Genomic DNA, 12,801 nt, shown 5'->3' with positions numbered 1-12,801 from the left:
CGCCATGCGCACTGTCATTTTGCGTCGTGGTCTGGTCGCACTGTTTGCTGCGGCTGTGTCCTTCGGCGCCATTGTTCAAGCTCAAGCGGCCGAGACCCTGCGGATCGGCTATCAGAAATACGGCACCCTGGTGCTGCTCAAGGCCAAGGGCTCGCTGGAGAAGCGGCTGGCCGAGCAGGGCGTGCAGGTGCAGTGGACCGAATTTCCCGGCGGCCCCCAGCTGCTGGAAGGACTGAACGTCGGTTCCATCGACTTCGGCGTGACGGGCGAAACCCCGCCGGTGTTCGCCCAGGCCGCCGGTGCCGATCTGCTCTACGTCGCCTACGAACCACCAGCGCCCACCAGCGAAGCGATCCTGGTACCGAAAGACTCGCCGATCAAATCGGTGCAAGACCTCAAGGGCAAGAAAGTCGTCCTCAACAAAGGCTCCAACGTGCACTACCTGCTGGTACGTGCGCTGGAAGATGCCGGCCTGAAATACACCGACGTGCAGACCGTTTTCCTGCCGCCCGCCGATGCCCGTGCTGCGTTCGAGCGTGGCAGCGTCGATGCCTGGGTGATCTGGGACCCGTACCAGGCGGCCGCCGAGAAACAGCTGCAAGCCCGCACCCTGCGTGACGGCACCGGCATTGCCGACAACCATCAGTTCTACCTGGCCACCAAGCCTTACGCCGAAAAACACCCTGAGGTGATCAAGGCGCTGGTGGAAGAAGTGCGCGCCGTGGGCGAATGGTCCAAGGCCAACCCGGAACAAGTCACCGAACAAGTTGCACCGCTGCTGGGCCTGCCCGCCGACATCACCCTGACCTCGGTGAAACGCCAGGGCTACGGCGCGCTCTTCCTGACCCCGGAAGTGGTCGCCGCGCAGCAGAAAATCGCCGACAGCTTCTACCAACTCAAATTGATCCCCAAGCCCTTGAGCGTCAAGGACGTGATCTGGACACCACCCGCCGCCGTTGCCAAAGCGCCGTAATCCGACTTCTTCAGGAGACAACTCCATGAGCCTCAATATTTTCTGGTTTCTGCCTACCCACGGCGACGGCCATTACCTTGGCACCGCCGAAGGCGCTCGCGCCGTTGATCACGGTTACCTGCAGCAAGTGGCCCAGGCGGCAGACCGCCTTGGCTTCGGCGGGGTACTGATTCCCACCGGCCGCTCCTGCGAAGACTCGTGGCTGGTGGCGGCGTCGCTGATCCCGGTGACCCAGCGCTTGAAATTCCTTGTCGCGCTGCGCCCCGGGATCATTTCCCCGACGGTGGCTGCGCGCCAGGCCGCGACCCTGGATCGGTTGTCCGGTGGCCGGGCGTTGTTCAACCTGGTGACCGGTGGAGACCCGGATGAATTGGCCGGCGACGGTTTGTTCCTGAGCCATGAAGAGCGTTACCAGGCGTCGGTGGAATTCACCCGCATCTGGCGCCGCGTGCTGGAAGGCGAAACCGTGGATTACGACGGCCAGCACATCAGCGTCAAAGGCGCCAAGTTGCTCTACCCGCCGATCCAGCAACCGCGTCCGCCGCTGTATTTCGGCGGGTCCTCCGAAGCGGCCCAGGACCTGGCAGCCGAACAAGTGGAAATGGTGTTGACCTGGGGCGAGCCACCGGCTGCGGTAGCGGAAAAGATCGCACAGGTTCGCGCCAAGGCCGCCAAGCTCGGGCGTACCCTGCGCTTCGGCATTCGCCTGCATGTGATCGTGCGTGAAACCAACGCCGAAGCCTGGCAGGCCGCCGACAAACTGATCTCCCACGTGGACGATGAAACCATCGCCCGCGCCCAGGCCTCGCTGTCGCGCTTTGACTCCGTTGGCCAGCAACGCATGGCCGCCTTGCACGGCGGCAGCCGCGACAACCTCGAAGTCAGCCCCAACCTGTGGGCCGGCGTCGGCCTGGTGCGCGGCGGTGCGGGCACCGCCCTGGTAGGCGACGGCCCGACCGTGGCGGCCCGAGTTAAGGAATACGCTGACCTGGGCATCGACACCTTTATCTTCTCCGGTTATCCACACCTGGAAGAGTCGTATCGGGTGGCCGAGTTGCTGTTCCCGCACCTGGACATCGAACGTCCCGAGCTGCCCAAGGGCGCCGGCTACGTCAGCCCGTTCGGCGAAATGGTCGCCAACGACATCCTTCCCAAAGCTGCGTCCCAGAGCTGAGGCGCCGCCATGAACCTCGAAAAGTTAAGTCATCGATTGGCGCCCTGGGCGCTGCCGATTCTGTTGCTGGCGGTATGGCAGTTGTCCGTCTCGGCCGGTTGGCTGTCGACGCGCATTCTGCCGGCACCCAGCGCCGTGATCGAAGCGGGCATCAGCCTGGTGCGCAGTGGCGAAATCTGGACACACCTGGCTATCAGTGGCTGGCGTGCGGGCCTGGGTTTTGTGATCGGCGGCAGCATCGGCCTGGCCCTGGGCTTTATTACCGGTCTGTCGACCTGGGGTGAACGCCTGCTGGACAGCTCGGTGCAGATGATCCGCAACGTGCCGCACCTGGCGCTGATCCCGCTGGTGATCCTGTGGTTCGGCATCGACGAGACCGCGAAGATATTCCTGGTGGCCCTCGGCACGCTGTTCCCGATCTACCTCAATACCTACCACGGCATCCGCAACGTCGACCCGGCGTTGGTGGAAATGGCCCGCAGTTATGGCCTGTCCGGTTTCAGCCTGTTTCGCCAGGTGATCTTGCCGGGTGCCTTGCCTTCGATTCTGGTGGGCGTGCGCTTTGCGTTGGGCTTCATGTGGCTGACGTTGATCGTCGCCGAAACCATCTCCGCCAGTTCCGGCATCGGCTACCTGGCGATGAACGCCCGGGAGTTCCTGCAAACCGACGTGGTGGTACTGGCCATCGTGCTGTACGCGGTACTCGGCAAGCTGGCAGACCTGGCGGCTCGCGGCCTGGAACGTGTCTGGCTGCGCTGGCACCCAGCCTATCAAGTGAATAAAGGAGGTGCGGCATGACCGCTCAACCTCCACGCCTGCTGCGGGGCATTCCCCTGGCAGTGCGCAAGTTGCGCAAGGCTTTCGGCACCCGCGAAGTGCTGAAGGACATCGACCTGCATATTCCGGCCGGTCAATTCGTAGCAGTCGTGGGCCGTAGCGGCTGCGGCAAAAGTACCTTGCTGCGCCTGCTGGCGGGCCTGGATAAGGCCAGCGGTGGTGAACTGCTCGCCGGCTCCGCACCGCTGAGCGATGCGATTGAAGACACGCGGTTGATGTTCCAGGAAGCACGCCTGCTGCCGTGGAAAAAGATCATCGACAACGTGGGCCTGGGGCTCAAGGGCAACTGGCGCCCACAGGCGTTGGAAGCGCTGGAAGCGGTCGGCCTGGCCGAGCGCGCCAACGAGTGGCCGGCGGCGTTGTCCGGTGGCCAGAAGCAGCGCGTGGCCCTGGCCCGCGCCTTGATCCACCAACCGCGCCTGTTGCTGCTGGACGAGCCGCTGGGGGCCCTGGATGCCCTGACCCGGATCGAGATGCAACAACTGATCGAGAACCTCTGGCGCAAGCACGGTTTCACCGTGTTGCTGGTGACCCACGACGTCAGCGAAGCCGTGGCCATTGCCGACCGGGTGATCCTGATCGAAGACGGCGAAATCGGCCTCGACCTGTACGTGGAACTCCCACGTCCGCGGGTGCGTGGCTCCCACCGCCTGGCGGCGCTGGAAACCGAAGTGCTTAACCGTGTGTTGTCGCTGCCCGGCACTCCGCCGGAACCCGAACCTGTTTCACCGCTGCCTACGCAATTGCGTTGGGCTCAATAACTCACTTGTCTTACACAGGAAGAACGACCATGACTATTAAAGCCATCAACGTACGTAACCAGTTCAAAGGCACCATCAAGGAAATCGTCGAAGGTGACGTGCTGTCGGAAATCGACGTGCAGACCGCGTCCGGCATCGTGACTTCGGTGATCACCACTCGCTCGGTGAAAGAGCTGGAGCTGGTGATTGGCAGCGAAGTGATTGCCTTCGTCAAATCCACCGAGGTGTCGATCGCCAAGTTGTGATTGGCGTTCTTGAAACCGCCATCGCAGGCAAGCCAGCTCCCACATTTTGATCTGTGTGGGAGCTGGCTTGCCTGCGATAAGGCCTTTGTGAGCAACACATCAATCAGGCACTGACCACCCGTTTGGGCAAGAACGCCGGCAAGTAAAGCCCCACATACGCATCAAACACCCGCATGCCTTCCTCGGCCATGCGCGGGGTGATCTGCCCGTGCTGATGCACCGAGCGCGCGTAGACGCGGTCGCTCAGTTCCAGGGCCAGCGCAAACACGTCGACATCGGCGGGCAGGCTCGGCAGCTCGAAGTGCCGGTTGAACACTTCATGCATCAGGTTTCCCAGCTCCAGATCGTGCTGGCGGTCAGCCTGTGTCACTTCGGTCAACCCATGCTGGGCGAGGATCAATTGCCGGGCGGCGGCGTCGTTGCTGTAGATGGTGAGCATGCGCTGTTCCACCACGCCGGACAGGTCGCGCCAGTGTTTGAGTGAATCATGATCGATGGGCGCTTGGATGGCTGCGCGGAAGGCGGCGTGCACATCGGCGGTCAACGCTTCGAGCAAGGCCGGCACACTGGCAAAGAAGTGGTACACCGACGAAGGCGGAATCTGCGCCCGTTCGGCCACGCTGTAGATCGACAGGCTCGCCACGCCTTCGGCGGCCAGCAAGGTGCGGGCGGCGTCGAGTATCGCGTCGATCCGGGCCTGGCTGCGGGCGCGGGGTTTGCGAGGGGCGGGGCGATTCATTGAAGTCTCCTACAGGGCAGCGGGCATTGTACGCAGAGCCACTGGATGATCCATACCTTGTGGCGAGGGAGCTTGCTCCCGCTGGGCTGCGCAGCAGACCCAAACCGGCACCCCGGTCCTGCCTGAAAGAGCGCGGTGTTCTGATGGGGGCCGCTTCGCAGCCCGGCGGGAGCAAGCTCCCTCGCCACAACCGGCATAAAAAAACGCCGCAGGCCAAAAGCCTGCGGCGTTCCTTTAATCAAGCAACCGCTTACACGGTATGCAGGTACCAGTTGTACTCAAGGTCGGAGATGGAGTGTTCGAACTCTTCCAGCTCACTTTCCTTACAGGCGACGAAGATATCGATGTATTTAGGATCGATGTACTTGGCCATCACCTCGCTGTCGTCCAACTCGCGCAGGGCATCACGCAGGTTGTTCGGCAGGCTCTGTTCGTTCTGCTCGTAGCTGTTGCCTTCCACCGGTGCGCCAGGCTCGATCTTGTTGGTCAGGCCGTGATGCACGCCCGCCAATACCGAAGCCATCAGCAGGTAAGGGTTGGCGTCGGCGCCAGCCACACGGTGTTCGATACGTACGGCGTCGGACGAGCCGGTCGGTACGCGAATCGCTACGGTGCGGTTATCCAGGCCCCAGCACGGCGAGTTCGGCACGTAGAACTGTGCGCCGAAACGACGGTAGGAGTTGACGTTAGGGCACAGGAACGCCATTTGGGCGGGTAGGGTCTCCAGCACACCGCCGATCGCGTGACGCAATGCGGCGTTCTGCTCGGGATCCTCGCTGGCAAAGATGTTCTTGCCGTCCTTGTCCAGGATCGAAATGTGTACGTGTAGGCCGTTGCCTGCCTGGCCCGGGTAAGGCTTGGCCATGAAGGTGGTGTCCATCTCATGGTCGTAGGCGATGTTCTTGATCAAGCGCTTGAGCAGTACCGCGTAGTCGCAGGCCTTTATAGGGTCGGCAACGTGGTGCAGGTTCACTTCGAACTGCGCCGGGGCACTTTCCTTGACGATGGCGTCGGCAGGGATGCCTTGCTCTTTTGCACCTTCCAGAATGTCCTGGAGGCAGTCGACGTATTCGTCGAGGTCGTCGATCAGGTAGACCTGTGTCGAGTGCGGGCGTTTGCCGGAGATCGGCGAGCGGGGCGGTTGTGGCCGGCCATTCACGTTCTCCTGGTCAATCAGGTAGAACTCCAGCTCGAATGCGGCGCAGATGGTCAGACCGAGGTCGTCAAACTTGCTTACAACCTGGCGGAGAACTTCGCGAGGATCGGCGAAGAAAGGTTCACCTTCGAGTTCGTGCATGGTCATCAGCAGCTGCGCGGTTGGGCGCTTTTGCCAGGGTTCATTGCACAGGGTGTCGGGGATTGGATAACAGATTCGGTCAGCATCACCGATGTCCAGGCCCAGGCCGGTGCTTTCCACCGTTGAGCCGTTGATATCCAGGGCAAATAGAGAGGCAGGCAGGTTAATGCCCTTCTCGTAAACCTTGTGGAGGCTGGTGCGTTCGATGCGCTTGCCGCGCACCACACCATTCATATCCGCAATTAGAAGGTCTACGTACAGAACCTCAGGATGATCCTTAAGGAACGCGTTCGCTTCGTTAAGCTGAACGGCACGCGGGGGTACCGACATGATGCAACACCTTTGTTGTTAAAAATATCAATCATTGATCTCTTCGGGTTTCAGTCAACCCGAACGGCATGCCGAAGTCAAGCGAGGCCTTTTTTGCCCTAAAAAAGCGCCATGAGGGCTTTTTTGGGGCTTTTTGGGGCGGTTTTTTGGGATTGGGGCTCTTGGAACCAGCACGTTTGAGCGGGCCGTGTTGTATTTTTTACGGGGGTGTTGTGTAAAAAAATGAACAAGGCTAAGCTCGATTCAAACCCATAACAGCAATAATACCGGGGTGCTTCATGTCTCGCCTGCCGTTAATCGGCGTCACCGCCTGCTCCAAACAGGTCGGTCTGCATGCTTATCACATCAGTGGCGACAAATACGTCCGTGCAGTGGCCACCGCTGCCAAGGGCTTGCCATTGATCATTCCGTCCCTGGCGGATGTGCTCGACCCGGCCAATATTCTTGACGGCCTGGACGGCATTCTTTTTACCGGCTCACCTTCCAATATCGAACCCTTTCACTACGACGGTCCGGCCAGCGCGCCCGGGACTGCTCATGATTCTGCACGGGACCAAACCACCCTGCCGCTGCTGCGTGCCGCCATCGCGGCCGGCGTTCCGGTGCTGGGGATTTGCCGTGGCTTCCAGGAAATGAACGTGGCGTTTGGCGGCAGCCTGCACCAGAAGGTTCACGAAGTGCCGGGCATGATGGATCACCGCGAAGACGACACCCAGCCGCTGGAAATCCAGTATGGCCCGGCGCACCCGGTGGCCATCTCCCCGAATGGGGTATTGGCAAGCCTGGGCTTGCCGCCGACGATCCAGGTCAACTCGATTCATTCACAGGGCATCGACCGCCTGGCGCTGGGTTTTCAGGTCGAGGCCACCGCGCCGGACGGCTTGATCGAAGGCTTTTCGATCCCCGCGGGCAAGGCTTTTGCTTTAGGAGTGCAATGGCACCCCGAATGGCAGGTAAGCTCTAACCCGCACTACCTCGCAATCTTCCAGGCATTTGGCAATGCCTGTCGAAAGCGGGTGATGCAACGCGACGCGGATGCTGCGTCAACTTACGCCTGACCTTTAATGGATGTCAGGAAACACAGCCCAGAGGCATTTATGAGTAACAACCTCGACCAGCTCACCGATTGGTTGAAAGACCACAAGATCACAGAAGTCGAATGCATGATTGGCGACCTCACCGGCATCACCCGGGGCAAGATCTCGCCGACCAACAAGTTCATCGCCGAAAAAGGCATGCGCCTGCCCGAGAGCGTTCTGTTGCAGACCGTGACCGGCGACTATGTCGAAGACGACATCTATTACGAATTGCTCGACCCGGCCGATATCGACATGATCTGCCGCCCGGACGAGAACGCGGTGTACCTGGTGCCCTGGGCCATAGAGCCTACCGCCCAGGTGATCCACGACACCTACGACAAGCAAGGCAACCCGATCGAGCTGTCGCCGCGCAACGTGCTCAAGAAAGTCCTCAAGCTCTACGCCGACAAAGGCTGGCAGCCCATCGTGGCGCCGGAGATGGAGTTCTACCTGACCAAACGCTGCGAAGACCCGGACTTCCCGCTGCAACCGCCGATTGGCCGCTCCGGTCGCCCGGAGACTGGCCGCCAGTCCTTCTCTATAGAAGCCGCCAACGAATTCGACCCGTTGTTCGAAGACGTCTACGACTGGTGCGAGCTGCAGGAGCTGGACCTCGACACGTTGATCCACGAAGACGGCACCGCGCAGATGGAAATCAACTTCCGTCACGGCGATGCATTGTCCCTGGCCGACCAGATCCTGGTGTTCAAGCGCACCATGCGCGAAGCGGCGCTCAAGCACAACGTGGCGGCCACCTTCATGGCCAAGCCCATGACCGGCGAGCCCGGCAGCGCGATGCACCTGCACCAGAGCATCATCGACATCGCCACCGGCAAGAACGTCTTCTCCAATGAAGACGGGAGCAAGAGCGAGCTGTTCCTGCACCACATCGGTGGCCTGCAGAAATTCATCCCCGAGTTGTTGCCGCTGTTCGCGCCCAACGTGAACTCGTTCCGTCGCTTCCTGCCCGACACTTCGGCGCCGGTCAACGTGGAATGGGGCGAAGAAAACCGCACCGTTGGCCTGCGGGTACCGGATGCCGGCCCACAGAACCGTCGGGTGGAAAACCGCCTGCCGGGCGCCGACGCCAACCCGTACCTGGCGATTGCCGCCAGCCTGCTGTGTGGCTACATCGGCATGGTCGAAGGCATCAGCCCAAGTGCGCCAGTGGTTGGCCGTGGTTACGAGCGCCGCAACCTGCGCCTGCCGCTGACCATCGAAGACGCCCTGGAACGCATGGAAAACAGCAAGACCATCGAGAAATACCTGGGTCACAAATTCATCACAGGCTACGTCGCGGTCAAGCGGGCCGAGCATGAAAACTTCAAGCGCGTGATCAGTTCGTGGGAGCGGGAATTCCTGCTCTTCGCCGTCTGATGCGCCGGGCGCGCCCTTTAAACGGCGCGTCCTCACCTGAAACATCTAGGAGATTGGTATGTCCAGCAACAACCCGCAAACCCGTGAATGGCAAGCCTTGAGCAGCGATCACCACCTGGCGCCGTTCAGCGACTTCAAGCAATTGAAAGAGAAAGGCCCACGGATCATCACCAAAGCCCACGGCGTTTACCTGTGGGACAGCGAAGGCAACAAGATTCTCGACGGCATGGCCGGCCTGTGGTGCGTGGCGATCGGTTACGGTCGCGACGAACTGGCTGATGCGGCCGCCAAGCAGATGAAAGAGCTGCCTTACTACAACCTGTTCTTCCAGACGGCCCACCCGCCGGTGCTGGAACTGGCCAAAGCCATCTCCGATATCGCCCCGCAAGGCATGAACCACGTGTTCTTCACCGGTTCCGGCTCCGAAGGCAACGACACCATGCTGCGTATGGTCCGCCACTACTGGGCGATCAAAGGCCAGCCGAACAAGAAAACCATCATCAGCCGCAAGAATGGCTACCACGGCTCCACCGTGGCCGGCGCGAGCCTGGGCGGCATGACCTACATGCATGAACAGGGCGACTTGCCGATCCCGGGCATCGTCCACATCGCCCAGCCGTACTGGTTTGGCGAAGGCGGCGACATGAGCCCGGAAGAGTTCGGCGTGTGGGCGGCCAACCAGTTGGAAGAGAAGATTCTGGAACTGGGCGTGGACAACGTCGGTGCCTTTATTGCCGAGCCGATCCAGGGCGCCGGTGGCGTGATCGTGCCGCCTGCCAGCTACTGGCCGCGCATCAAGGAAATCCTCGCCAAGTACGACATCCTGTTCGTGGCCGATGAAGTGATCTGCGGCTTTGGCCGTACCGGTGAGTGGTTCGGTAGCGATTTCTACGACCTCAAGCCAGACATGATGACCATCGCCAAGGGCCTGACCTCGGGCTACATCCCGATGGGCGGCCTGATCGTGCGCGACGAAGTGGTCGCTGTGCTGAACGAAGGCGGTGATTTCAACCACGGTTTCACCTACTCCGGTCACCCGGTGGCGGCGGCTGTCGCCCTGGAAAACATCCGCATCATGCGCGATGAACAAATTGTTAAGCGCGTTCACGACGAAACGGCACCCTATTTGCAAAAGCGTCTGAGGGAACTGGCTGATCACCCGCTGGTGGGTGAAGTTCGCGGTGTGGGCATGCTCGGTGCGATCGAGTTGGTACAGGACAAGGCAACACGCAAACGTTACGAAGGCCGTGGCGTTGGCATGATCTGCCGTACGTTCTGCTTCGAGAATGGCCTGATCATGCGCGCCGTGGGCGACACCATGATCATTTCGCCACCGCTGGTGATCAGCAAGGCCGAGATAGACGAGTTGGTGACCAAGGCGCGGCACTGCCTGGACCTGACTTTGGCGGCATTGCAGGGCTAAATGCTAGGCTCAGAACGCAGCGCCGGTTGGGCGCTGCTTCTGGGATGTTAGAAAAGTGGGGCATTGGTTGAAAGCCGGCCCTTGAACTTGCCAGACTGTCGCCCTGTTTTGTTGCCCTTAGACGGGCTGCGAAACACGTTGTACGTAAAGAACGAACGTGGCCCAAAAAAGAAAAAATTGGAGCATGACCGAATGAAGGCATTAGGTTTGAAGAACGCTGGCAAGACCCTCCTGGCCTTGTCCCTGATGGGGGCCATGGCAGGCGCGGCGCACGCCGACGATAAAGTGCTGCACGTTTATAACTGGTCCGACTACATCGCACCGGACACCATCGCGAACTTTGAAAAAGAGTCCGGGATCAAGGTGGTCTATGACGTGTTCGACTCCAACGAAACCCTGGAAGCCAAGTTGCTGGCAGGCAAGTCCGGTTACGACATCGTCGTGCCGTCGAACAACTTCCTGGCCAAGCAGATCAAGGCCGGTGTTTACCAGGAACTGGACAAGTCCAAACTGTCGAACTACGACAACTTGAACAAATCCCTGCTTAAAGCCGTGTCCGTCAGCGACCCGGACAACAAGCACGCCTTCCCGTACATGTGGGGCTCGATCGGCATCGGTTACAACCCGGAGAAGGTCAAGGCCGCACTGGGCATCGACAAGATCGACTCGTGGGACACCATCCTCAAGCCGGAAAACCTCGCCAAGCTCAAAGGCTGCGGTGTGAGCTTCCTCGATTCGCCAACCGAAATGCTGCCGGTGGCGCTGCATTACCTGGGCCTGCCGACCGACACCCAGAAGAAAGAAGACCTCAAGCAAGCCGAGGCGCTGTTCCTCAAGCTGCGTCCTTCGATCGGCTACTTCCACTCGTCCAAGTACATCTCCGACCTGGCCAACGGCAATATCTGCGTAGCCGTGGGTTACTCGGGTGACGTGCAACAGGCCAAGTCCCGCGCGGCTGAAGCCGGTGGCAAGGTCAAGGTTGCCTACGACATTCCGAAAGAAGGTGCCGGCAGCTTCTACGATATGGTCGCCATCCCTAAAGATGCCGAAAACGTCGACGCCGCCTACAAGTTCATGAACTACCTGCTCAAGCCGGAAGTCATGGCGAGCATTACCAACAGCGTGCGTTTCCCGAACGGTAACGAGAAAGCCACCGCACTGGTCGACAAAGACATCACCAGCGACCCGGGTATCTACCCGCCGGCGGACGTGCAAGCCAAGCTTTATGCAATTGCTGACTTGCCGGCTGCTACTCAGCGGGAAATGACCCGCAGCTGGACCAAAATCAAATCGGGCAAGTAAGCCGACTTGATACCCGTTTTGTTAACCGCCGCGATGCGCGCGGTGGTTAACAAAACAATTTAATGACAGAAAGTTTTGCCGGATCGGTTTATCGAGGGTAAGTTGCGCGCCGGTTTTGTTGCCGGGCAACAACTTCGGGCCCAACTATTTAAGAGGACCTCCACTTGCCAATTTCTTTATTTCGCAAAGCCATGCTGGTGGGTGCAGGTATCACGCTGGCTGTCAGCGTGCAGGCCGCGCCGACTGTGCATATTTATAACTGGTCGGACTACATCGGCCCCGACACCCTGGCCAACTTTGAAAAGGCCACCGGCATCAAGCCGGTCTACGACGTGTTCGACTCCAACGAAACCCTGGAAGGCAAGTTGCTGGCCGGGCGTACCGGGTATGACGTGGTCGTGCCGTCGAACCACTTCCTCGGCAAGCAGATCAAGGCCGGGGCGTTCCAGAAGCTCGACAAGTCGCAGCTGACCCACTACGCCAACCTCGACCCGGCGCTGCTCAAGCGCCTGGAAAAGAATGACCCGGGCAACCAGTACGCCGTGCCGTACCTGTGGGGCACCAACGGCATTGGCTACAACGTCGACAAGGTCAAGGAAGTGCTGGGCGTCGACCATATCGATTCCTGGGCCGTGCTGTTCGAGCCGGAAAACATGAAGAAGCTGGCCACCTGCGGCGTGTCGTTCATGGACTCGGCGGATGAAATGCTGCCGGCGGTGCTCAACTACATGGGCCTGAACCCCAACAGCACCAACCCTGAAGACTACAAGAAGGCTGAAGAGAAACTCCTGAAAGTGCGTCCGTACGTGACCTACTTCCATTCTTCCAAGTACATCTCGGACCTCGCCAACGGCAACATCTGCGTGGCGGCCGGCTTTTCCGGTGATGTGTTCCAGGCCAAGGCCCGTGCGGCCGAGGCGGGCAAAGGCGTGAACATCGCCTACGTGATTCCCAAAGAAGGCGGCAACCTGTGGTTCGACGTGCTGGCCATCCCCAAGGATGCGACCAACGTCAAAGAGGCCCTCGCCTTCATCAACTATTTGCTGAAACCTGAGGTGATCGCTCAGGTCAGTGATTACGTCGGTTATGCCAACCCTAACCCAGGGGCGGACAAACTGATGGAGCAATCGATACGCACTGACGAAGCGGTTTACCCACCGCAGGCGGTTCTCGACCGGACTTTTGTCAACTTCGAGCTACCCCCGAAAGTGCAACGTTTGATGACCCGTAGCTGGACCAAGGTCAAGACGGGCAAGTAAGGCTC

12 protein-coding genes are annotated in these 12,801 nt (G+C 60.2%); 10 read left to right on the top strand and 2 right to left on the bottom strand.

The genetic code is table 11. The annotated features are described in order from the left end of the window. Window positions 1–4: 4 nt before the first annotated feature. Genes M2400_RS01605 through M2400_RS01585 form a run of 5 tightly spaced genes read left to right on the top strand, consistent with a single transcriptional unit; the run spans window position 5 to window position 3,990 of the window. Entirely contained in the window at window positions 5–973 is a 969-nt protein-coding gene (locus M2400_RS01605) for a sulfonate ABC transporter substrate-binding protein (RefSeq protein ID WP_177043809.1), read from the top strand. A gap of 25 nt (window positions 974–998) precedes the next feature. Further along, window positions 999–2,147: an FMNH2-dependent alkanesulfonate monooxygenase gene (ssuD, locus tag M2400_RS01600; protein WP_003213905.1), complete on the top strand. Its 1,149-nt coding sequence runs from the start codon at window positions 999–1,001 to the stop codon at window positions 2,145–2,147. Window positions 2,148–2,156: 9 nt separating this feature from the next. Then, window positions 2,157–2,945 carry an aliphatic sulfonate ABC transporter permease SsuC gene (gene ssuC, locus M2400_RS01595; protein WP_010167854.1) on the top strand — a complete coding sequence of 263 codons (789 nt, stop codon included), beginning with the start codon at window positions 2,157–2,159 and terminating at the stop codon, window positions 2,943–2,945. Next, a complete protein-coding gene (ssuB, locus tag M2400_RS01590; RefSeq protein WP_177043810.1) occupies window positions 2,942–3,745 on the top strand; it encodes an aliphatic sulfonates ABC transporter ATP-binding protein in 804 nt (267 codons plus the stop codon). Before ssuC ends, ssuB begins: the two co-directional genes overlap by 4 nt. 29 nt (window positions 3,746–3,774) lie before the next feature. Then, the gene (locus M2400_RS01585) at window positions 3,775–3,990 is read left to right on the top strand and encodes a molybdopterin-binding protein (protein ID WP_003213899.1); all 216 of its coding nucleotides are present in this window, start codon (window positions 3,775–3,777) and stop codon (window positions 3,988–3,990) included. 103 nt (window positions 3,991–4,093) lie between these two features. On the opposite strand, the gene M2400_RS01580 is transcribed toward M2400_RS01585, so the two are convergent. Together M2400_RS01580 and M2400_RS01575 are read right to left on the bottom strand one after the other, a co-directional pair. Beyond that, complete coding sequence (locus tag M2400_RS01580) at window positions 4,094–4,729, bottom strand: TetR/AcrR family transcriptional regulator (protein ID WP_259195528.1); 636 nt, start codon at window positions 4,727–4,729, stop codon at window positions 4,094–4,096. A gap of 250 nt (window positions 4,730–4,979) precedes the next feature. Beyond that, window positions 4,980–6,356: a glutamine synthetase family protein gene (locus M2400_RS01575; protein WP_003213894.1), complete on the bottom strand. Its 1,377-nt coding sequence runs from the start codon at window positions 6,354–6,356 to the stop codon at window positions 4,980–4,982. A gap of 278 nt (window positions 6,357–6,634) precedes the next feature. Between M2400_RS01575 and M2400_RS01570 the strand changes: the two genes are divergently transcribed. From M2400_RS01570 to M2400_RS01550, 5 genes are all read left to right on the top strand, one after another. Further along, the gene (locus M2400_RS01570; RefSeq protein ID WP_259195529.1) at window positions 6,635–7,414 is read left to right on the top strand and encodes a gamma-glutamyl-gamma-aminobutyrate hydrolase family protein; all 780 of its coding nucleotides are present in this window, start codon (window positions 6,635–6,637) and stop codon (window positions 7,412–7,414) included. Window positions 7,415–7,453: 39 nt separating this feature from the next. Further along, window positions 7,454–8,812, top strand: coding sequence for a glutamine synthetase family protein (locus M2400_RS01565; protein WP_177043813.1), 1,359 nt, complete (start codon window positions 7,454–7,456; stop codon window positions 8,810–8,812). Between the two features lie 58 nt (window positions 8,813–8,870). After that, complete coding sequence (locus M2400_RS01560; RefSeq protein WP_093203921.1) at window positions 8,871–10,235, top strand: aspartate aminotransferase family protein; 1,365 nt, start codon at window positions 8,871–8,873, stop codon at window positions 10,233–10,235. A gap of 207 nt (window positions 10,236–10,442) precedes the next feature. After that, window positions 10,443–11,537: a polyamine ABC transporter substrate-binding protein gene (locus M2400_RS01555; protein WP_177043883.1), complete on the top strand. Its 1,095-nt coding sequence runs from the start codon at window positions 10,443–10,445 to the stop codon at window positions 11,535–11,537. Between the two features lie 164 nt (window positions 11,538–11,701). Then, window positions 11,702–12,796: a polyamine ABC transporter substrate-binding protein gene (locus M2400_RS01550; RefSeq protein ID WP_177043814.1), complete on the top strand. Its 1,095-nt coding sequence runs from the start codon at window positions 11,702–11,704 to the stop codon at window positions 12,794–12,796. Window positions 12,797–12,801 lie beyond the last annotated feature (5 nt).

The sequence above is a fragment of the Pseudomonas sp. BIGb0558 genome (assembly GCF_024807515.1).
In the GTDB taxonomy this organism is placed as follows: domain Bacteria; phylum Pseudomonadota; class Gammaproteobacteria; order Pseudomonadales; family Pseudomonadaceae; genus Aquipseudomonas; species Aquipseudomonas yamanorum_A.
Note: the sequence above shows the minus strand (reverse complement) of the source record. Positions and strands in the feature narration are given on the sequence as shown.

Coding starts and splice junctions, on each gene's coding strand:
- M2400_RS01585 (WP_003213899.1), top strand. CDS start 3,775: ATGACTATTAAAGCCATCAACGTACGTAACCAGTTCAAAGGCACCATC.
- M2400_RS01605 (WP_177043809.1), top strand. CDS start 5: ATGCGCACTGTCATTTTGCGTCGTGGTCTGGTCGCACTGTTTGCTGCG.
- ssuB (WP_177043810.1), top strand. CDS start 2,942: ATGACCGCTCAACCTCCACGCCTGCTGCGGGGCATTCCCCTGGCAGTG.
- M2400_RS01580 (WP_259195528.1), bottom strand. CDS start 4,729: ATGAATCGCCCCGCCCCTCGCAAACCCCGCGCCCGCAGCCAGGCCCGG.
- M2400_RS01570 (WP_259195529.1), top strand. CDS start 6,635: ATGTCTCGCCTGCCGTTAATCGGCGTCACCGCCTGCTCCAAACAGGTC.
- ssuC (WP_010167854.1), top strand. CDS start 2,157: ATGAACCTCGAAAAGTTAAGTCATCGATTGGCGCCCTGGGCGCTGCCG.
- ssuD (WP_003213905.1), top strand. CDS start 999: ATGAGCCTCAATATTTTCTGGTTTCTGCCTACCCACGGCGACGGCCAT.
- M2400_RS01560 (WP_093203921.1), top strand. CDS start 8,871: ATGTCCAGCAACAACCCGCAAACCCGTGAATGGCAAGCCTTGAGCAGC.
- M2400_RS01565 (WP_177043813.1), top strand. CDS start 7,454: ATGAGTAACAACCTCGACCAGCTCACCGATTGGTTGAAAGACCACAAG.
- M2400_RS01575 (WP_003213894.1), bottom strand. CDS start 6,356: ATGTCGGTACCCCCGCGTGCCGTTCAGCTTAACGAAGCGAACGCGTTC.